This window comes from Syntrophaceticus schinkii, assembly GCF_000946815.1.
GTDB classification, from domain to species: Bacteria; Bacillota; DSM-12270; order Thermacetogeniales; family Thermacetogeniaceae; genus Syntrophaceticus; species Syntrophaceticus schinkii.
In genome coordinates, this window is record NZ_CDRZ01000250.1 from 27250 (window position 1) to 46801 (window position 19552).

Consider the following 19552-nt stretch of genomic DNA (forward strand, 5'->3'; position numbering starts at 1 on the left):
AGGATGATGGCAGATGTTGTTGTGCTGGTTACAGGTGCTGGGGCGCCGGGTATTGCTGGAACTGTCTATGCCCTGCGAGAAAATCCGGAGAGGAAAAGATTTCGCATTATTTCTACCGATATTAACGGGGATGCGGTGGGGAAGTATTTAACCGACAGCTTTTATCAAGTTCCATCTCCGGAGGAAGATGACTACATTCGGAGTCTGGAAAGGATCATCAGGGATGAAGATGTAGATATCATTATCCCTCAGACCACGAGAGAAATTTTCATCCTTGCAGAACATATGGATCATTTCAGAGGTTTGGGGGTTGAGGTTGTTGTTTCTCCGACTGTTAGCATTAAAACTGCAAACGATAAATACCTGCTGCTGGAAAAGGCGAAACAGATAAATATTCCCTGCCCGCGTTATTACCTCACTGATTCTGAAACAACTTTAAGGAAGGCAGCAGGGCTGCTCGGCTATCCACGCAAAAAAGCAGTTGTCAAACCGAGGATCTCCCATGGGATGCGGGGTTTAAGGATACTGTCCGGGGAGAGTTTGGGTGTTGATCAATTATTGAACAGCAAACCCGAAGGCTCGGAAATAGATCTGGATTCCCTGGTACAGATCTTGAGCAGGGGTAAATGGCCGGAATTGATTGTTTCGGATTATCTTCCTGGTGAGGAATATACAATCGATGTTTTCAGGGGAAGCATAACTGTGGTGATACCGAGAAAAAGGCGCAGCATCAGAAGTGGCATCTCCTTTGATGCGGAAGTCGAATTGAGAAAGGATCTGATCGAATACTCTACCAGGCTTGCTGTGGCTCTAAATTTAAAGTACTGCTTCGGGTTTCAGTTTAAAGTGTCCAGTGATGGTATACCGAAGCTGTTGGAATGTAACCCCAGGGTTCAGGGGACTATGGTGGCCAGTGTGATGGCCGGGTTCAACCTCATCTATTATGCGGTGATGGAGGCTCTGGGTGTGCCGGCAGCAGTGGATGCTGTTGATATTGAAGATGGCATGAGGTTTGTTCGCTATTGGGGAGGGGTAGGGGTCATTGACGGCAGGCTTATCGGAAAAGTTTAAAGAGGTGATCTTAAACAAGAAATGCCTTTTTCACCTGCATACCAGCTATACCGACGGAAAGTGTACAGTGAATGACTACTGTAAGTGGGCGGTTGATCATGCCTTTGAGGTGCTGATTTTTACCGAACACATCAGAAAAAACCCTTCCTATGATTTCAACACATTTCTTGCGGATATTGAAAAGGCCAGGATCTGCTATCCTGGCCTGGATATTTGGGCAGGTGTGGAGGCAAAAGTTCTGCCTGGAGGGGAGCTGGATATTGCACCTGAGGTGGCATCCAGGGTTCCGCTTATCTGTTTTGCCTGTCACTCTTTCCCGAAAGACAGAGAGTTATATCAAAAATCGCTGCAGAATCTATTTTCTTCGCCAGAATGGAGGGACAAGATCAGGGTCTGGGTGCACCCCGGGCGTTTCTTAAAAAAAGCGGGACTCCTCTCCGGAAGTTTTTCTCTTTTACACAACCTGGCTGCCGCTGCAATCAGACAGGGGGTCCTGGTTGAGGTTAATCTAAGAGAAAACCTGCTGTCTGATTCCTTGATGAGATCGATCCCCGTGCAGCTGTTGATCAGGGGTTTTGATGCCCATTCACTTGCCGACCTCGATGAATGCTGCACTTGGGCAGTGCCAGCTATAAAAGCCACCTGATCACCTCAAAGGCCTCGGCATACTCTGCATTGCACTGCACCCCCCGGGTTTTCGCCAATCCGAAAATAAACTCCTCAGAAAAATAGGATTTGTTTTGAATTATTTGGGAGTGATATTTGGACAGCATCTGATACTTTTTGAGAACATGTTCCCTTGTTAAAGGAACAAAAAGCTGGGTATGAAACCCGGTGTGGTTCCAGGGCAGTTCATAGCAGATGATGCTGGCTGTTGTTTTAAATGCTCTGATCATTTCATTGGCTATTGTCTGGTGGTCTTGATGAAAGTCGTTGAGGGAGGGGCCTACAACCAGCTGCGGCTTAAATGTATCCCTGATCTTGACCAGGTTTTCCAGGACCTCCTGCCTGTAGTGATGCAGTCTGCGCACCTGATAGTTAAATATTTGATAATTGGTTTCATTTAATCCAAGGCCGCTGATCACATTTAAGAACTCTTTTTTTAAAGTATCTCTTGGTAAACCTTCGGGAAGGGATTCCTCTGCGGTGGAGAAGACTATCCACAGTAAAGGGCTTTGCTTTTCGATGAGCCAGGTGATCAGCCCTCCACACCCCAATTCAGCATCATCGGTATGTGGTGATAGAATCAGTGCCCTCATTTATCTTCCCCCGCCTTTAAATATATCCAGGTACTCCGGTTGATCGGAGATATTTTTTTATGTCTTCCTGGGAAGTTTTCCACAAGCCAAACTTTAAACATGGTCACATCCAGCTTATCTTTAATTAACCTGTTTTTTTTCTGCCGGCACTCAATTTTTAAGTTTGGACTCTTGAGAACTTCGAGGGCTTTCGGCAGGGCTTCCACTTCAGCATCAAAGAAATCCAGCAGCCCGTATTTTTGCAGCTCAGTAAAGATACCGCAGTGTTTGGCAGTAGTGGAAACATGGATGGCATATGTCCCCAGTAATGCTGCTTCTGCTGCGGTAGTGCCCCCTTCTCCCAGATAGAGGCTGGCATAGTAGAGCAAGTGATGCAGCTTTTCCGGAGCGACCCGGATATTATAGTTCTCCCATGCGGGATCCTCCTTGCCTTCTGCAACAACGAAAACCCGCCCATATCTTTCGAGGGTCTTCACCAGCTTAATTTTATCCCTGATGCCGTGCTGGCCGATGTCATGGCTGGCAGACCAGGAGATAAACCTGACAATAGAAAATATCTCCTGCTCACTGATGTCTATTTCTTTCAGGACCTCCGGATTTGGTGTAAAAGAGTTTGGGTGCAGATAGGCCAGCTCATGAAAGCCATCATAAAAAAACTGTTTTCTTCCCAGTTTGCGTTTAAAGGAGGAAGGGGTAAAAATGTAGTCAACAAAAGGGGCGTACAAAAGATACTGCTCCCGGGAGTGTTCGGTATCCTCAAAGATGATGCAGGGCTTTTTTAACAATTTGGAAATGTGGGCAGCACGGATGGAGCCCGCACCGAGGAAGATGTCCGGATCAAGTCCCTTGACCGCTTGATACATTCTCCAATCAAGGAGCGGCAGATTGACAGCTTTACTAAAAAGTGAGGTTCCGTAGCTGCCGAGTTTAATAAAGGGAAAGCCGTACCTTTCCAGCAGTCTGATGGAAAGGTCCTTGTCGCTTGCGGTGAGCAAGATATCGTGGCCTTGTTGGCTCAGCTGCTTGATCATATTTTTAAAAAAGTGTACATGTGCCGGGTGATTGATATCCACTACTATCTTCATTTTTATCCCTCGTTAAAAGTCTATTTACCCGATATGCCCAAAGGCAAAATTGCTCAACCCTTCATAAATGGAGAGTGGCAGCACCTGCAGCAGTTTCGCCGCCATTTGATAGGTAAATCCGTCCCGGTTCACAATCTGTGAGCGAGGGTTTTGGGGGTAATAGCTATAGGACAGCTTTTTTTCTACAGTCCCCCAGCGGCTTTTAAAATGAATCAAGCCGGAGTTATCGGCAGATACCCTCCCAAAATCGAAATACCTGTAACCCCTGACGCAGGCATCTTCAATGCTTTTCCACAGTAAGGCATTATAGGGACGGCACTGCATGTAGGCTGGGTCTGCGGCGCCGTATCCGTAAATAAGATGGTCATTAAAGGAAAGCATCACCCCCCCGGCGATGATTTTACTGTTATAGAGGGCGATATAGAGCGTAGCATGACCATCCAGGTAAAGAAAGAGGTTTTTAAAGAAATTCCAGGGGTGGCAGGGGGATCCTAACCTCTTTTTCGTGATGCAGTTTAAACGGTAAAATTCTTTTAATGCTTTAGGATCCTTTGTCTCTTCTACTCTGACCCCATATTTCCGGGACTGTCTGATATTTCTCCGCACATTGCCTTTAATTGTTTTCCATACCTCTTCAGGGTTATTTGACAATTCGAGAATGTAGGTGGAGTAGCAGTCGGTGAACTGAAAAGAACTGTGGTCCAGGGAATCTCTCACTTCCAGGTAGGAAGGCTTCAATTCCTCTACCAGTTCCAGCGCTGTGGTGAGCAAGGCAGACTGGGAAGCGGGATCTCCTAGGATGCTGCACCTATAGGCGAAGGGGAGTGAAGATAACCTGTTTCCCGTCAGAATGCTCTTAATATAAAAAAGGGGTAATAGGCCGGTCATTTGTCCGCAATTATTTTTGGCAAAAAGATAATATGGCCTGTAGTTAAATGTATCACAGAGAAATTTCCTCCACTCCGGTGTATGAAAAAGGCCCGCCTCTGGCTTTTGAGCGAGGAAATCTCTCCATATAGACTCATCGGTTTCCTGAACGATCTCGATCATTTCTACCACCTTTCAGCTGCTTGAGCTTATTTTATAGAGCTGGAACCAGGCGTACACATTATGATATTCAGGGATTCTGGGTGTGTTACTCGAGTCACCTGAAGAGGTTTATCAGGTATACAGACAGGTAGTTTCCCCGGTGAAGTTAGGGAACGTATCAGCAGAAAGGTGATGGAATACCGGGCTTTATTTGTGAATATAATAGGCCCCGAATGGTAAGCAGAGGGGGCCACATTACATGCAAGATCCAAGTTTATCTATAACAGTTGATCTGGAGGACTGGTATCACATTCCATCGGTCTGTGGGTCGCCTTTTTCTGTATTTGATGGTATTGACGACTTTTTCGGCAAGTGGTGCTGCCGTTATGATTATTTGAGCGAACCCACCGCAAGGGTGCTCGATCTTTTAGATGAGTTCGGTATTACTGCCACTTTTTTTATTGTAGCTGATCTATTAAATCATTATCCCGGCCTGGTGGAGAGGGTGGTGGAGAGGGGCCATGAAATCGCCTGTCATGGTTTGGATCATTCCTGCAAGATCCACCCGGAGACCAGGGAACCCTTGATCAGCCGCAGTGAATTTGAGGAGCGGACGCTGCTGGCCAAGGAAATGCTGGAAGCGGCTTGTGGGGAGAAAGTTATCGGGTACCGCGCTCCTAATGTTCTGGTTGCTGGATGGATGCTGGATTCACTGGAAGAGATGGGGTTTAAATATGACTCATCTGTGTGTGTGAATTCCTTATATAACAAAACCGATTCAGCTCTCAAAGGTGTTTTCTCTCATCCTTACCACCCTGTGGGTGGCCTTTTAGAACCTGGTGAAGGAAGGCCTTTTTGGGAATTTCCCTGGTCATATCTGGATCTGCTCGGTTTTAAGATCCCCTCATCAGGTGGGCCTATGCTGAGATTTCTTGGTTCCTCCATCATTGCAAAGGGCCTGCAACAGAGCATGGCCAGAGGGCATACGGTGTTCTATTTTCATCCCTTGGATATTTCCCTGGAGAGCTTCCCTAAAGCCGGGAGGGGAAGGCCGCTCTATTGGGCTGTCAAGGGAAGGGTGGTAGAGGAAAGAATCAGGTCTATCCTGCGAAAATTTCAGCATGTAAGAAAAATAACTTTAAAAGAAGCTCTTCTGGAAAGCAATGGCTAGTGCCGGCGATGTAGACGATTGATGCTTGGTTAAAGTGCCTTGATAATCCGGGGAAACGGGGTGATCAGTTGCCGGGGCTTTTAAGTTATCTCGATTTTACATTAGAGCAGTATGCAAGGTTATGTAGAGCTATAAAAGGATCAAAGTATCAAGTCCTAACAATGAGAGAGTTATTAGAATGCTCCTCCCAGGATGGACACTTGCTCATTATGCGTCATGATGTTGATGAAGATGCCAGAAATGCTCTGGATATGGCGAGAGTGGAGCATGATTTAGGCATCAGGGCTACGTACTATTTCCGAGTCAGAAAAAGGGTTTTTGTCCCTGCCATTATTGATGAGATTGCTTTATACGGGCACGAGATCGGCTATCATTACGAAACCCTGGACAAAACCCGGGGAAAAACGAGAAGGGCTTTGAGCCTTTTTGCTGCAGAGCTGGCGATGCTGCGGGAGAGGTATGAGATCAAAACTGCCTGTATGCACGGCAACCCCCTCACCAAATACGATAACAAAAAAATTTGGGAGAATTGCGAACTGGGTCACTTTGATCTGATTGGTGAGCCCTACCTATCTTTGGATTACAATCAATTTTTATATTTATCAGACAGTGGGAGAACATGGCTGAGAAATAAAAACAAGATCAAGGATAGGGTCAGCTCCATTAATATGCCTCCGGTTCAGGTAAAACATACAGGTGACCTGATCGAACTGATCACTGGTGGTGGTTTCGAAAAGATCTGTATTCTTACGCATCCGAAAAGATGGAGCAAAAACCTGATCAACTACCTGACATACTACTTCATCGATCTGGCTTACAATGCAGGAAAAAAGGTGACAAGGGTGATGTTTTTGTTATGAATGGGAAGATGGCGGCTTATGTTAAGCGATATTTGGATATATCGGATGAAGAGATATTCGAGAACAGCGAACTGCTTTTGGATACCCTTTTTTACAGGAAGCAGGTGGCTGTTCAGCAAAGTCCAGGAAGGAAAAATGAACGGACATTTATGTCTTATGCCCGTATATTTGGTTTCGACTCCAGCCAGGTGAGAGCCCCTCTTTTTAAGCTCCTGTCATGCAGACCTTCGTGTGCTTTTCAGCACCCGGACGGTAAAAACTTTGCCATCTGTTTAACTCATGATGTGGATGAAATATACCCCACCTGGATACACAACCTTCTGGCTGCGGCTTATAGTCTTGGCCGGCTTGATTTTCAGGAGATGAAAAAATATTTTTCATGGAGATTTAGAGGGAAAAACAGGTCACCATTTCTCAATTTCCGCGATATTATGGAATTAGAAGCAAAATACGGTGCAAAGTCAACCTTCTATCTTTTGACCTCAGGCAGAGATCATATCAGGTTCAGGTACAATATCGAAGATATTGGAAGCATGATCAGGGATATCGCTGAGAGCGGTTGGGAAATAGGGCTGCATGGAGGTTACTATACATACGACAGTCTTCAGAGGATCAAGGATGAAAAAAATAAATTGGAAGAAGTTCTGGGGAAGCAGGTTTTTGGATACAGGAATCACTATTTGCGCTTTCTGGTTCCTGAAACCTGGGAGCTCCTGGCGCGGGCGGGGTTTAAATATGACACCACCTTTGGTTTTAATGATCAGGTAGGGTTCAGGAATGGCCTCTGTCACCCCTTTAGACCTTTTAACCTGGCGAGAGACCAGGAGATCGATATCTTGGAGCTCCCCTTGAATATTATGGACTGTGCCATGATGGAATTGGCAGCTTCTGAGAAAGATGCCTGGGAAATAGTATCAGAACTGATTGATACAGCAGCAGAGCACCACGGTGTTTTGACTTTGCTCTGGCACAACAATTCTTTTCATTACCCACCCCGCCGCGGCTGCCATAAACTTTATGAAAAGATTCTCGAATATGGAGCTCAAAAGAACGCCTGGATGACTTCTGGAGAGGAAATATGGAGGTGGTGGTAAAGTGGGGCTTGTTTTAATTCAGGATCAAACACGCTGGGACCAATTTATTGATAAAAGTCCTCATGGTTTATTATTTCATAAGTGGAATTTCCTAAAAACTATTGAGCTGCATTCAGGTTACGAACTGTTGCCCTACGGAATTTATAAGGGAGAGTCGCTGATCTGCGTCATCCCCCTTTTTTATAAGAAGATCAGGGGATTGAAATTTTTGTTTTCACCGCCCCCGCAGACAGGAGTCCCCTTTCTGGGGTTCGCCATGTGCCGCGACTACACCACTTTAAAACAGAACAAAAAGGAAAACTTCTTGAATATTGTTGCGGATGAATTTCACCGGCAGATCTCAAAAATATCTCCCCACTACACCCATATCTCCCTGGTGCCGAACTTGTTGGATATTAGAGCCTTCACCTGGAATCAATACAGTGTTACCCCCAGTTACACCTATATACTCGATTTGACTGAAACGCTGGATAATATTTGGAACAACTTTCAACATGAGCTAAGAAGAGAAATCAAACTAGGGGAGAAATTGTATCTAAGGCTGGTTAAGTCCAACGATGTCTCTCCTTTGTATTACTTTCTCAAGGAAAGATACAAAGAACAGAATTTGCATCTCCCCATCATCAGCAAGTCCTATCTTGAAGACCTAATCAGGCTTTATCCAGAGCATATTGTTATTCATTACCTGTATGATGATCGTGAGATAATCGGGGTTAATATGACCCACGAATATAAAATCTTTATTGGCTGGCTGGGAGCTGTAAGATTTTCGAATGCCATTCGCAGTAACGAATATTTAACCTGGAAGCTGATCCAGAGAGCGAAAGAAAAAGGGTTTAAGGCCTTTGAGCTGCATGGTGCCAACAGAAAAAATCTATGCCAGTTTAAAACAAAATTTAACCCTTCACTGGAACTGACTTTTGCAATAAATCAAAAAAACAAGTTAGGACAGCTTGCAGAATGGGCTTATTTTAACTTGATCAAGAGGAGATAAGCAAGAAGTGGTATTAAATGTTGTCCTTGGCTGGTTGTCCTTGCAGAAGCAGCGGTTTTACTGCAATGGGAATAAATATGTGTTCTGCAAGTCTGCAGAAGCCCTGGCGGATATGCCGGATCCAGGTCCGCGCATTGAATGCAGGTGCGAAATTATCAGAGACTTTGCCGAATTGGAAAGACAGGCCTGCTGCCCGGAAATCAGGAAAGAAATCGTTAAATTTGCTTATTATCTCCGTCAAGGGTGTCAGCTCTACCTTATATTTCATCAAAATGCCGTTGTAGCCCATTCCGTTGTAGCCAGTTTAAACCGCTTCCACCCCTACCCCTTTGCTGATCATGCGGTATTTGAGGGTGGCACAGATTATTTGGTTTTTTACGGCCGGACATTTCCGGAGTACCGGGGGCTGGGGATCAGCTCCTATATGCTGACCCAAATTTGTAAGAATAATATTAAAAACGAAGAAAGGGTTTTTGTTACATCAAACTGGGATAATGCTATAGCTCATAAAACAATCAAGAAGGCGGGATTTAAGAAGCTGGGAATTCTGAGATACATAAGGGTCGGTTTTTTTACCCTTTGTAGTGATTTTAGGGTCTAGGAGAACTGCTCTTAAATAAATCCGGTAACTTCATCTGATTCATAGATTTTGTTGAGCTTTTTTAGATCGCTCCATAAAGTCATATCCTGGTAGTAATAATCCAATGTTCTCCAGGTAGGTTGGAATTGAAAGGGGCCAGTGCAGGAATAAAGCAGCAAGGGCCTCTTTTTTAATTCTTCATTTCTAATTAAGATAATATCTTGTTCAGATTGCCTCAAAAATACCATATTCTGCGAGTTGGCCTCCAGTATATGGGCTTTTGTTTGATATTGTGAAGCCAGCAGATATCTGATTGTTACGTAATCAGACATGATGAAGCCCGATGCGCAGGAAGCCAGGTGGTCAAAGGCAGTGCATTCCTGCTCTGTCAGATAATATGTATAAAATGGTCTTTTCATAAGCGGTTTATCTGATGCTGTGAAATCATTGGAAATAGAAAGGAAAGCCATCATCGCAAATAAGATAATTGTCGCTGTTTTGATTTTCCTGTTTGTACAACTGTAAAATAAGCAGTATAGACCCGCAGCCGCAGGTACGCAAATAAAAATGAAAGAGTATTCTCCGAATCTGGCTAAATTCATGGCAGCAAGCCTGTTTAACAGTAAGCTGGGTCCCGGAAAGGTAAAGATGGGCGATAACAAGCCCAATAAGGAGATAATTTTGCCTAACCCGGGTACTTTTTCTGAACGGAGTATCCAGAGAGAACCAATAATCATAAAAATCAGGAGTGGTGTAAACTGTAAATAATTAAAAAACTCAGGGATAGGTGTTTGAATAATAGATTTTGTAAGAATCCCTTTAGGAGCCGGTGTAACAAAGCTTGCAATGAGGGTGCGAAAAAGCCTTTCTGCGTAAAAAGCCCAATAACTGAGTGTTATGCAGATGGCAAAGATGAAATAATTTAAGGATAACAGATAGCCCCGGTTTTCTAAAGAATATGTTTTGTGTATAAGCAGCAGCAGTAGCAGCAGCAAGAGGATAAAAGGCATTGATGCTGGATGATAAACAACCATGGCAAGTGTCAAGATGACTGATAGAATTATTTTTCCCGGTGTTGCCCGAACAACCAACAATAAAATTAAGATAACTTCTAAAAACGAAACAACACTTCTAGGGATAGAATACATGCCATAAAAAATTACATCGGTGTTAAGGCTGGCCAACAATGCCCCTAATAAGGCAATTTTGTTATTATGGAGTATTTTATTCAAGACAAGATAAATACCGGCTGTCATCAGTGAATAGATGATCCCATTTAAAAAGAAGGCAGTTTTATGGATGGGAAGCCAGATCCCTGATATTTTAATAAAGGTAGCACATAAAACATGCCATAAAGGGAATGCTTTATAGATTTCAAATTCATTACCGATAAAACCATCATTGAGTAAATTATGGATCAACCAGGTATGCCCGAACAAATCGGTTCTTCCGATAAAGTAATGGTATTTTAGGTTTACTCCCCAAATAATACCTAAAACCAGAATCATTATTTGCAGCAAGGTAATAAGTGCATCTTTTTTAGATGTATGGAAGAGCAAAATTTGCAGCAACACCGATACTGCCATCAGAGTTACTGCCAGATAATACAAAATCGTTCTGGTATCATGTATGGCCAGGAGAAAGAGAGAAACTGATAAAAAGAAAAGATAGCAGCAAATTAACAGATATCTTAAATATTTGTTGTCATATTGTTGTATTGAAAACTGGATGTTCTTAATTTTCAGATAGATTAAAGGTGCAACAAACATGGGAAGTGCCAGATAACTGCCGAGAAGGACTAGATTGTGATAACCAAATATCAATGGCACTGCCAACCCCAAAAACGCTGCCAAAGGAAGCAGGTAAATTAACAACTCTTCGGTTTTGAAGAATTTTATATTCCGCTCATTCAAGATACAACATCCTTTTTATCTTCCAAGCGCATGTTATAAGTAGCTCTATAGTATATTGACAGGATAAATAAAGGTGACATTCCCATCCGCTCCTGTTTTCATTACCTGCGGGTACAGTCCGGTATGGGTGTCTACCCTTTACTTTCCGCCTTTATGCGGTGTGTCAAGTATAAAGCTATTGCTATGCCCGCCACTCCTAGACCCAGTATTCCGTAAGTGATCATCCAGGCATACCCGTAGCCGGTAATGCCGAGCTTTTTGATAAAGGTATAGCTTAGTGATAGGAGCAGGCTGGCCCGAAGGCTGTTGAGGAGAGTTATTCTCTGCGGCTTCATCTTGATGTTTTGAATAGGCAGAAACAGCATGTAGATTGTTACGAAGAAGCTTGATAAAACCAGCAGTTTTAAGAGCCCGTAAGCTTCAATATAGTCTTTTCCGAAGAAACAAAGCAGGGTATTCCCCATAAAATAAATCATGATAACAAGAGGCACCATGCATAACGCAATTGCTGAGGCGGATTTTATGAGCATCTTTTTAAGGTTTTCTCCGTGACTTCCTTCTACGAACAGGGAATGCCGATGGCGTCCGGAATGATCAGAACAAAATTGGCGATTGCTGCAGCGATGTAATATTTTGCTGCTTCTGCATCCCCCAGCAGGTTGAGAATCATGACAGGCATTATTAATGAGGGGACGTTGGCCAATATATTAGAAAGATAGTTCCAGATGGAAAACTTAAAGGACTTCCTGATAAAGTGTTTGTCAGCCTGTATATGCACTCCAATCAACTTATTTAACATAAATATTCCAAACATTGTTGAAAAAAAATAAGCCAATCCCATAGAAGCAAAAATTCCATAGCTTTTCAAAGAGGCAAGAATGAAGAGCAGGGGGATTCTTAAGGCCAGCAATATATTTTGAACCAGGAACTCACCCCCCTTTCTTAAAGCAAGAAGTGCATTTCCGTTGATCAAGGTTATGGTATTCAAGAGTGAGAAAAGCAGAAAAAAAAGCCGCAAGCTTATGTTTTTGCAGGAAAACCAGCTCTGGAGAAATTATCTCAATACAAGAGATGTAAAGGACAGAAATAATAATGGAAAAAACTGATGTAATCACAAGGCATGTATTATAAACATTACGTTTGTTGCTGGCCGGTAGAAAACGAATGAGAGAGAAGTCAAAACCAAAGAGGGAGAAAAGGGTGATCAAGCTCTGAGAGGCAATCAGGGCTGTTGTTAACCCCACATCTCCTACAGAATAAATTCTTGCTGCTGCCATCCAGAAGAAAAAACCGACACTGATATTGATGATCCTGCTAGAAGCTAAAAAAAAGGAGTTTTTAAAGAGCGGGTCTCGCAGCTGCCTGTAAAATCTCGCTATGATTGTTCGAAACCGAATAATCTTCATAAAATATCCTTTCAGTTTATTCTTATACTATTTGCATGGCAACTGAAAGGTTTATAATTCGGAAACTTAATTCAGGGTATTCTAGAAAGCAAGATGTCAAACAACCGTTTTTCTACCCTCCATAACAGGTGATTGAATGCTGAAGCAGGGATTTCATTTCGCCATAATTAGTAAAGATTTTTCCACGAACATGCAGTATATCACTGCCTAAACATTAACCTGCACCGGCCGGTGTTATGATTAGTCGAAGATTCCTTGGGAAGAAGATGAAGATGCAGATGCAGTTATCCAGTGATGGATCTATTGAAAGATCTGACAATATTTATGAAGATATTGAAGATTTTATTGAAGAGTAACAAATAATGAAAACCCCTTCCGGGTAATAACATATCATGTAATGGATATGATAACGGTAGCAGGAAGGGGTGAGTTGATTGAACTCCCAAATCATCATAGGCACTGCTTCTTTTGCTGATGAAATAAGAGATAGATTGGTAAAAGAGCTAAAATTTCTTTCAGATGAGCAGGATATTGTTCATTTTGAAGAGAGGGAAAATACACCATGGTTGTTTTTTATTGTTGGAGTATCTCGTAACAACAAACGGGGGGAGCGGAGATTTGCCTGCCGGTTTGCAGTTGCCAAGGCGCTCTCTGATCTGTTTGTCAATCATTTGGAAGCAGACTTCGTGAAAAACTATATTGAGGAGACCTATCATTACTGCTCTCCTCAGGACCGTTTTGAAATTGTGAGCTGTACATTGGAAACTCTCGATAAACTGAAAATAATCAGGAGAAACAGGGTGTTACAGAGTGTTTATGATTACCTGGTTGAATACAGAACAATCAACATCGAGGGGTTTGCCAGGTTTCGCCTCCAAAGCTATTGGGCTCAACTGGAGCGCATTGTCAAAAGAACCGGGGAAGAAGTTTTAGCTGCGAAGGATTATTTAGAGTTTGTTCGCTTACTGCGTTGTTTTATTGAGATGCAGGAACCCAAAATTGATGAAACTCACATTTTTATTGCTCCGGAAGGAACTTTTTTTTATCTGTGACAAGAAGGGTCATGTGATCCGCAGAGAGCATATTCGCACACCGTCATTCTCTGTTACAGATGGGGAATTCAATTATAAGGATTATCTGTTGAGCATGCTGATTACCCTGGTCCCTGAAACAATTATTTTCCACGTGTCTGATTGCATCTGGGAATGTGACCCACTGCGCACGATCCAGCAGGTATTTGAGGATCGAGTTATTCGCTGTCCTGGTTGTGAAAGATGTCGGCATCTGTACAGCAGCAAGAAAAAATGACCTGTCAAGGGGACGGTACTTGTGGCTGGTCCCGCTGCCTTTCCAGCCTTACCTGCCAAGGAAAGGGGCACAATCGCTGTTGACAACCACTTATTTATTGCGTATAATTGCAGAACAAAAGCAGATGTTGAAACGATAACAGGACTAAAGTACCCAGATACTTACCTCAGAGAGGAGAGTGCTGTGGCTGAAAGCCTCTCCGGTAATCAGGTCTGGAGAAGACCAGCCTGCGCATTTTTTTTGTTCGGCTGCACACCGTTAGCTGTGCAACACGAGTGAGCGAAAGTTTTTTCGCTAATCGGGGTGGAACCACGGGAAGGCCTCGTCCCCTTAAGAAGGATGAGGTCTTTTTTTATTTCTAATAGAATGGGGGAAGGAAAAGTGGAAGACCAAAAAGCAGCAGGAGATATGATACCTGTAATCCTGAAAGATGGAAGTGTTTATGAGGTTTCTGATGGGACCACCTGGATCGATGTGGCAGCGGGCTTGAGCAGGAAACTTGCCAAAGAGGCACTGGCTGCCAGGGTGGATGGAAATTTGAAGGATCTCAATTTGCCGGCACGTCCCCAAGAAAAGGTGGAATTCCTTACTTTTGCTGATCAAGAGGGGCAGGCGGTTTACAGGCATACATCTGCTCATCTGCTGGCTCAAGCTGTCAAACGAATTTTCCCCGGGGCCAAACTGGCCATTGGGCCAGCTATTGCGGATGGTTTTTATTATGACTTCGATGTTGAGCATCCCTTTACAACTGAGGATCTGGCTTTGATCGAAAAAGAAATGAACAAGATCAAAAAGGCGGATTTCCCGATAGTTCGGCAGGAGCTTTCCCACGAGGAGGCGATTGCTCTTTTTGAAGAACAGAGTGAGCCTTATAAGGTGGAGTTGATCAGGGAACTGCCTGCAGATTCCCAGGTGAGCATCTACAAACAGGGAGAGTTCGTCGACCTCTGCTTGGGGCCGCACCTGCCCAGCACTGGGAAGATCGGTGTTTTTAAATTGCTCAGTGTAGCCGGTGCTTACTGGAAGGGGAGTGAGGAGAACAAGATGCTCCAGCGGATTTACGGCACCTCATTCCCGAAGAAGAAGGCCCTTGATGAATATCTGGAGCACCTCGAGGAGGCGAAGCGCCGTGATCACAGGAAGTTGGGGCAGGAACTGGATCTCTATGGTATTGCCGAAGAGGGTCCGGGTTTCCCCTTCTTTTACCCGAAAGGTATGGTGGTCAGGACAGAGCTGGAAGATTTCTGGCGCTCTGAGCATCGCAAAGGGGGCTACCTGGAGATCAAGAGCCCGGTCGTCTTAAGCCGTGACCTCTGGGAGCGGTCAGGGCACTGGGATCATTACAAAGAAAATATGTATTTCTTGAAGATCGATGAGCAAGATTTTGCCGTAAAGCCTATGAACTGCCCGGGGGCGATGATCTACTATAAAACCCGTGTTCATTCCTATAGAGAGCTTCCCCTGCGTATAGCGGAGTTGGGTTTGGTGCACCGCCATGAGCGCTCCGGGGTTTTGCACGGCTTGATGCGTGTGCGCTGTTTTACCCAGGATGATGCTCATATCTTCATGCTGCCCGAGCAGATCACTGATGAGATCATCGGTGTGATGGAGATGATCGACCATTTTTACCGCACCTTCGGTTTTTCTTATCGGGTGGAACTGTCCACCAAGCCGGAAAAGGCTATGGGTTCAGATGAGATCTGGGATATGGCGATCAGTGCTTTGAAAAAGGCGTTGGAGATGAAGGATATCCCCTACCGGATCAATGAGGGGGATGGTGCATTCTACGGTCCCAAGATCGATTTTCACCTTCAGGATTCTTTAGGGCGCAGCTGGCAGTGTGGAACGATTCAGCTTGACTTTGTGAACCCTGAAAACTTTGATCTCACCTATATCAGTGATGATGGGAGCAAGAAGCGCCCGGTGATGATCCATCGGGTTGTCTTCGGCAGTATCGAGCGTTTTCTGGGAATTCTGACCGAGCACTATGGTGGAGCCTTCCCTATCTGGTTAGCGCCGGTTCAGGTCAAGGTGCTCACTGTGGCCTCCCGTCATGCGGAGTATGCGGCTGAGATAGCACACCTCTTGGAACAAGAAGGCATTCGTGTAGAGGTCGATGACCGCAATGAAAGGGTCGGCTATAAGATCAGAGAGGGTGAAGTAGAAAAAGTGCCCTATCTTTTGGTCCTGGGTGACCAGGAGGTTGACTCTCAAATGGTCAGCGTAAGGAAGCGCGGCACCGGTGATCAAGGCTCCCTTCCTTTGCAAAAATTCGTAACCCAGATAAAAGAAGAAATCAACCAAAAATCCTGAGACGCGGGGACGGTTCTCGCGTCTCACCAACGTCTTAACTCAGGCCTTTTCAATAAAAGTAGAAATTGGAGACCGGAAGCCGGAAGCTCCAAAAAACCAGGAACTGCCTTGGATCAGGTAATCTAGTGGACTGTTGTTGATATTTAGATCGTTGATATCTGGCAAAAAACAGAGCAATTCTTTTTTCAACGACTAACGACTAATGACCAACGACCAACCACTAACCACCAAACTTGTTGACATTGTCAAAAAACTTATGGTATACTTTTTATCGCAAGTAGAAGCCACTCGCTTCTCACCCTAGAGCTATCAGAGTGCTGCTAGGGTCAACTTTAGGGAATACTGCGTACACAAGGCGGGTGGATCGATGATCTACTCGCCTTAATTTTTTTGTTTTTAAAAATTCAAGGAGGTGGCGGATAATTATTAAAGAATTGCGGGTCAATGAAGAGATCCGTGTTCGGGAAGCCCGGGTAATTGATAGCAACGGCCAACAACTTGGGATTATACCGGTCAGGGAAGGGATGCGCGTTGCAGCGGAGCAGGGCCTGGATCTCGTTGAGGTGGCACCACAGGCTAAACCACCGGTCTGCCGGATTATGGACTACGGCAAGTATAAGTATGAACAAAGTAAAAAAGAACGGGATGCTCGTAAAAAACAGCGGGTCATCAATGTCAAGGAAGTCAAGATCAGGCCCAGAATTGAGGAACACGACTTTCAGGTTAAGGTAAGGAATGCCCGGCGTTTCTTGACCGATGGGGATAAAGTAAAAGTTACCCTGATGTTCAGGGGGCGTGAAATAACCCATGCTGCTCTGGGACATGACCTGTGCATGAAGTTTTACAAGGAGTTAGAAGAACAGGCCAGTATGGAGAAAGAGCCCAAGGTTGAAGGGCGCAACATGATCATGGTCCTGGTGCCCAGAACCCAGGAACAGGTGAAAGGAGACTAGATGATGCCGAAGATGAAGACGCACCGAGGGGCAGCCAAGAGGTTTAAACGCACAGCCAGCGGAAAGTTGAAGCGGTCTAAAGCCTTTAGAGGCCACCTGTTAGCAAAGAAATCAAGCAAGCGTAAGCGCCGTCTCCGCAAGGCGGAGGTTCTACGTCCATCTGACGAGAAAAATGTAAAGCGGTTACTGCCTTACCTGTAAAAGCAAAGGAGGATGACGATTATGGCAAGGGTAAAAGGTGGCCCAGTTACACGGCGCCGTCATAAAAAGGTATTAAAGTTAGCCCGCGGCTACCGCGGAGCAAAGAGCAAGGTCTACCGGGTAGCTAACCAGCAGGTTATGAAATCTCTTAACTATGCTTATATTCATCGCAGACTAAAAAAACGGGATTTTCGGCAGCTGTGGATTACGAGGATCAATGCTGCTGCTCGCAATCACGGGATTTCTTACAGCAAGTTTATGAACGGATTGAAAAAGGCGGGTGTCGGCGTCAACAGGAAGATGCTGGCTGAACTCGCTGTCAATAATGATGCTGCTTTCGGCAAGCTTGTGGATTTAGCCAAGCAGTACCAGTAAATGTTGAATAAATGGGTATGCAAAAAGTATGGTTGGGGAACCATACTTTTTTTATGGAATAATGGAGCATCAAGGTGAGATATTTGGAAATTAAAACTGCCAAACAGGCAGCCCGATTGGCACGGGATCTAAAAAAAAGAAAACACAGAGAGCTTACCAATCGCTTCCTTATCGAGGGCGTCAATTTTGTTGAAGATGCCCTTATCAGTAGGACTGAACTTGATTACCTGCTGGTTTCAGAAAAGTTCTGGCAGAGGAAGAAGGGAAAAGGGATCATTGATCTTGCCAGTTCCCGGGGAATACCCATTTTTTCTGTTAAGGAAAATGTTCTGGCCGGGTTGTCTGATACGGAAACCCCTCAAGGCATTGTGGCTGCAAGCCAGATGCCAGTTTGGAATGAAGAGGATGTTATTTATGGCCAAGATGCCCTCCTGGTTGCCCTTGACGGACTACAGGATCCAGGGAATCTGGGAACAATTATCAGATCCGGTGCCGGAGCAGGGGTCAGCGGGTTTTTTTTAGGAGAGGGGACAGTGGACCTATATAACTCCAAGGTCTTGCGGTCAACGATGGGAACGGTTTTTAGGGTTCCTGCTTTTCATCAGGTGGAGCTTGTTTCCCTCATTAATAGATTGAAGTTGACGGGGTTTACTACTATTGCTGCAGATCCTAGAGCAGAATTAAAGTATTATTGCGCTGATTTAGAAAAAGGTCCTTTGTTGATTCTGATCGGTAATGAGAGCCGTGGGATCAGTCCGGAACTGCTGGAGACAGTTGATTTAAGAGTATCCATTCCCTTGTCAGAAGGAGTTGAATCCCTGAATGCAGCTGTCGCTGCGGCTCTAATCCTTTATGAAGTCTTTCGTCAGCGAGATCCGGAAGGGTATAAATGTAAAAAATAAAAACTAAAAGGTATTATTATCTTTAAGAGAGAAGATTTTGGTAAATGCGCTGATCAGGTCAGTTGGAAGGGAGTAAGGGAGATGCTAAAGGAGAAATGCCCGGAGTTTTGGGAACAGGCATGGGAGAACGCACATAAACACTCTCTGCATGCCAGAAGACGCAGCGATCTGGATCAAATGAAATACTGGGATTCTATGGCAGAGTTTTTTGCGAAGACAGCCAGGAGGCGGAATGGGGATGGAAGACAGCAAAAGGTTTTATCCTGGCTGGAACGGCAGGGGGCCTGGCAGCCGGGGATAGAAGTCCTGGATATCGGTGCCGGAGCAGGGCTCTTTACAATTCCCATGGCTAAACTGGCCTCCCGTGTCACAGCACTGGAGCCGGCACCTGCTATGTTAAATGTGCTGCGCAGCTGGGCCGATGAGGAAGGGCTTACTAATGTGGATTATCTGGATCAGGAATGGGAAATTCTCGATGTGCAGGAAGAGGGTTTAAGCGGTGGTTTTGATCTTGTCTTTGCCTCACTTACCCCTGGTATCAGAGATGTGGAGACACTGGATAAAATGTGCCGCTGTTCACGGAAGTGGTGTTTCCTTTGTGACTTTGGAGGGCGCCGCTGCTTCCCCGGGCATGAGGAATTATGGCGTTTGATCTTCAATGAGAAAATGCCACTGGCTGGACACGATATCATGTATCCCCTGAATTATCTCTACCTGTCAGGTTACATGCCGTCTTTTAAGGCGTGGATCGATGTGCGGGATCGAGAAATGCCGGTGGAAGAGGCTGTAGCAAGTTTTGAACAGTACTTCTGGTCCTATACAGAACCGACACCTGAAATTAAAAAGACAATCAGAGGTTATGTTGAAGAGCAGTCAGCTTCAGGTGTTTACCGGGAAATTTATCGTGTCCGGTTGGGCATGATCCTCTGGTCTGTCACAGATAGAATGGAGTAGGTATTGGTGGTTAGTAGTTGTGCAAGGGGGACAGTTCCCAGTGCACGCGTGGAACGGGAGGGTGAGACGCGAGAACCGTCCCCG

At 44.8% G+C, this 19552-nt stretch carries 22 protein-coding genes; 15 read left to right on the plus strand and 7 right to left on the minus strand.

Annotated features, from left to right (window positions below; all coding sequences use genetic code 11):
* Positions 1-3 precede the first annotated feature (3 nt).
* Together SSCH_RS10885 and SSCH_RS10890 are read left to right on the plus strand one after the other, a co-directional pair.
* Positions 4-1071 (plus strand): ATP-grasp domain-containing protein, encoded by a 1068-nt coding sequence (locus SSCH_RS10885; protein WP_052835577.1) that lies wholly within the window; start codon positions 4-6, stop codon positions 1069-1071.
* On the plus strand, positions 1043-1717 hold the full coding sequence (locus SSCH_RS10890) for a PHP domain-containing protein (RefSeq protein ID WP_052835578.1): 675 nt from the start codon (positions 1043-1045) through the stop codon (positions 1715-1717). Before SSCH_RS10885 ends, SSCH_RS10890 begins: the two co-directional genes overlap by 29 nt.
* On the opposite strand, the gene SSCH_RS10895 is transcribed toward SSCH_RS10890, so the two are convergent.
* Genes SSCH_RS10895 through SSCH_RS10905 form a run of 3 tightly spaced genes read right to left on the minus strand, consistent with a single transcriptional unit; the run spans position 1701 to position 4465 of the window.
* The gene (locus tag SSCH_RS10895) at positions 1701-2330 is read right to left on the minus strand and encodes a PIG-L deacetylase family protein (protein WP_044665474.1); all 630 of its coding nucleotides are present in this window, start codon (positions 2328-2330) and stop codon (positions 1701-1703) included. The two genes, SSCH_RS10890 and SSCH_RS10895, sit on opposite strands and share 17 nt — an antisense overlap.
* Positions 2327-3415, minus strand: a complete 1089-nt coding sequence (locus SSCH_RS10900; RefSeq protein WP_044665475.1) for a DUF354 domain-containing protein — start codon at positions 3413-3415, stop codon at positions 2327-2329. The genes SSCH_RS10895 and SSCH_RS10900 overlap by 4 nt, the downstream gene beginning before the upstream one ends.
* Before the next feature lie 24 nt (positions 3416-3439).
* Complete coding sequence (locus SSCH_RS10905) at positions 3440-4465, minus strand: lipid II:glycine glycyltransferase FemX (RefSeq protein WP_044665476.1); 1026 nt, start codon at positions 4463-4465, stop codon at positions 3440-3442.
* A 238-nt stretch (positions 4466-4703) separates the two neighbouring features.
* Here SSCH_RS10905 and SSCH_RS10910 point away from each other — a divergent pair, with 238 nt between their 5' ends.
* From SSCH_RS10910 to SSCH_RS10930, 5 genes are all read left to right on the plus strand, one after another.
* Entirely contained in the window at positions 4704-5615 is a 912-nt protein-coding gene (locus tag SSCH_RS10910; RefSeq protein ID WP_044665477.1) for a polysaccharide deacetylase family protein, read from the plus strand.
* A gap of 161 nt (positions 5616-5776) precedes the next feature.
* Positions 5777-6475: a polysaccharide deacetylase family protein gene (locus SSCH_RS10915; protein WP_156972245.1), complete on the plus strand. Its 699-nt coding sequence runs from the start codon at positions 5777-5779 to the stop codon at positions 6473-6475.
* An 8-nt stretch (positions 6476-6483) separates the two neighbouring features.
* Positions 6484-7569 (plus strand): polysaccharide deacetylase family protein, encoded by a 1086-nt coding sequence (locus SSCH_RS10920; protein WP_198142404.1) that lies wholly within the window; start codon positions 6484-6486, stop codon positions 7567-7569.
* 1 nt (position 7570) lies between these two features.
* Positions 7571-8563 (plus strand): GNAT family N-acetyltransferase, encoded by a 993-nt coding sequence (locus tag SSCH_RS10925; protein WP_044665479.1) that lies wholly within the window; start codon positions 7571-7573, stop codon positions 8561-8563.
* 40 nt (positions 8564-8603) lie between these two features.
* Positions 8604-9164, plus strand: coding sequence for a hypothetical protein (locus tag SSCH_RS10930; RefSeq protein WP_198142405.1), 561 nt, complete (start codon positions 8604-8606; stop codon positions 9162-9164).
* Between the two features lie 11 nt (positions 9165-9175).
* Here SSCH_RS10930 and SSCH_RS10935 read toward each other — a convergent pair whose 3' ends face one another.
* The 4 genes from SSCH_RS10935 to SSCH_RS10950 form a co-directional block, all read right to left on the minus strand.
* Positions 9176-11056 carry a hypothetical protein gene (locus SSCH_RS10935; RefSeq protein WP_044665481.1) on the minus strand — a complete coding sequence of 627 codons (1881 nt, stop codon included), beginning with the start codon at positions 11054-11056 and terminating at the stop codon, positions 9176-9178.
* 131 nt (positions 11057-11187) lie between these two features.
* A complete protein-coding gene (locus SSCH_RS10940; RefSeq protein WP_198142406.1) occupies positions 11188-11550 on the minus strand; it encodes a polysaccharide biosynthesis protein in 363 nt (120 codons plus the stop codon).
* A gap of 65 nt (positions 11551-11615) precedes the next feature.
* On the minus strand, positions 11616-11966 hold the full coding sequence (locus SSCH_RS10945; protein ID WP_044665483.1) for a hypothetical protein: 351 nt from the start codon (positions 11964-11966) through the stop codon (positions 11616-11618).
* 19 nt (positions 11967-11985) lie between these two features.
* The gene (locus tag SSCH_RS10950) at positions 11986-12462 is read right to left on the minus strand and encodes a lipopolysaccharide biosynthesis protein (RefSeq protein WP_044665484.1); all 477 of its coding nucleotides are present in this window, start codon (positions 12460-12462) and stop codon (positions 11986-11988) included.
* Between the two features lie 434 nt (positions 12463-12896).
* Between SSCH_RS10950 and ytxC (SSCH_RS21115) the strand changes: the two genes are divergently transcribed.
* From ytxC (SSCH_RS21115) to SSCH_RS10995, 8 genes are all read left to right on the plus strand, one after another.
* Positions 12897-13514 carry a putative sporulation protein YtxC gene (gene ytxC, locus SSCH_RS21115; RefSeq protein WP_044665485.1) on the plus strand — a complete coding sequence of 206 codons (618 nt, stop codon included), beginning with the start codon at positions 12897-12899 and terminating at the stop codon, positions 13512-13514.
* Positions 13465-13770: a sporulation protein YtxC gene (gene ytxC, locus SSCH_RS21120; protein ID WP_084711114.1), complete on the plus strand. Its 306-nt coding sequence runs from the start codon at positions 13465-13467 to the stop codon at positions 13768-13770. Before ytxC (SSCH_RS21115) ends, ytxC (SSCH_RS21120) begins: the two co-directional genes overlap by 50 nt.
* A gap of 411 nt (positions 13771-14181) precedes the next feature.
* On the plus strand, positions 14182-16083 hold the full coding sequence (gene thrS / locus SSCH_RS10970) for a threonine--tRNA ligase (RefSeq protein ID WP_198142409.1): 1902 nt from the start codon (positions 14182-14184) through the stop codon (positions 16081-16083).
* Between the two features lie 434 nt (positions 16084-16517).
* The gene (gene infC / locus SSCH_RS10975; RefSeq protein WP_044665488.1) at positions 16518-17036 is read left to right on the plus strand and encodes a translation initiation factor IF-3; all 519 of its coding nucleotides are present in this window, start codon (positions 16518-16520) and stop codon (positions 17034-17036) included.
* Positions 17037-17039: 3 nt separating this feature from the next.
* Positions 17040-17237, plus strand: a complete 198-nt coding sequence (gene rpmI / locus SSCH_RS10980) for a 50S ribosomal protein L35 (protein ID WP_044665489.1) — start codon at positions 17040-17042, stop codon at positions 17235-17237.
* Positions 17238-17258: 21 nt separating this feature from the next.
* Positions 17259-17612 (plus strand): 50S ribosomal protein L20, encoded by a 354-nt coding sequence (gene rplT, locus SSCH_RS10985; protein ID WP_044665490.1) that lies wholly within the window; start codon positions 17259-17261, stop codon positions 17610-17612.
* Positions 17613-17686: 74 nt separating this feature from the next.
* The gene (locus SSCH_RS10990) at positions 17687-18514 is read left to right on the plus strand and encodes a TrmH family RNA methyltransferase (protein WP_052835580.1); all 828 of its coding nucleotides are present in this window, start codon (positions 17687-17689) and stop codon (positions 18512-18514) included.
* Between the two features lie 81 nt (positions 18515-18595).
* Positions 18596-19468, plus strand: coding sequence for a class I SAM-dependent methyltransferase (locus SSCH_RS10995; protein ID WP_044665491.1), 873 nt, complete (start codon positions 18596-18598; stop codon positions 19466-19468).
* Positions 19469-19552 lie beyond the last annotated feature (84 nt).

What these genes read in the sequence shown, in the direction of transcription:
- rpmI (WP_044665489.1), top strand. Translation starts at nt 17,040, where the DNA reads ATGCCGAAGATGAAGACGCACCGAGGGGCAGCCAAGAGGTTTAAACGC.
- SSCH_RS10905 (WP_044665476.1), bottom strand. Translation starts at nt 4,465, where the DNA reads ATGATCGAGATCGTTCAGGAAACCGATGAGTCTATATGGAGAGATTTC.
- SSCH_RS10940 (WP_198142406.1), bottom strand. Translation starts at nt 11,550, where the DNA reads ATGGTGCCTCTTGTTATCATGATTTATTTTATGGGGAATACCCTGCTT.
- SSCH_RS10910 (WP_044665477.1), top strand. Translation starts at nt 4,704, where the DNA reads ATGCAAGATCCAAGTTTATCTATAACAGTTGATCTGGAGGACTGGTAT.
- SSCH_RS10900 (WP_044665475.1), bottom strand. Translation starts at nt 3,415, where the DNA reads ATGAAGATAGTAGTGGATATCAATCACCCGGCACATGTACACTTTTTT.
- SSCH_RS10995 (WP_044665491.1), top strand. Translation starts at nt 18,596, where the DNA reads ATGCTAAAGGAGAAATGCCCGGAGTTTTGGGAACAGGCATGGGAGAAC.
- SSCH_RS10950 (WP_044665484.1), bottom strand. Translation starts at nt 12,462, where the DNA reads ATGAAGATTATTCGGTTTCGAACAATCATAGCGAGATTTTACAGGCAG.
- SSCH_RS10915 (WP_156972245.1), top strand. Translation starts at nt 5,777, where the DNA reads ATGAGAGAGTTATTAGAATGCTCCTCCCAGGATGGACACTTGCTCATT.
- SSCH_RS10895 (WP_044665474.1), bottom strand. Translation starts at nt 2,330, where the DNA reads ATGAGGGCACTGATTCTATCACCACATACCGATGATGCTGAATTGGGG.
- rplT (WP_044665490.1), top strand. Translation starts at nt 17,259, where the DNA reads ATGGCAAGGGTAAAAGGTGGCCCAGTTACACGGCGCCGTCATAAAAAG.
- SSCH_RS10920 (WP_198142404.1), top strand. Translation starts at nt 6,484, where the DNA reads ATGGCGGCTTATGTTAAGCGATATTTGGATATATCGGATGAAGAGATA.
- ytxC (WP_084711114.1), top strand. Translation starts at nt 13,465, where the DNA reads ATGAAACTCACATTTTTATTGCTCCGGAAGGAACTTTTTTTTATCTGT.
- SSCH_RS10885 (WP_052835577.1), top strand. Translation starts at nt 4, where the DNA reads ATGATGGCAGATGTTGTTGTGCTGGTTACAGGTGCTGGGGCGCCGGGT.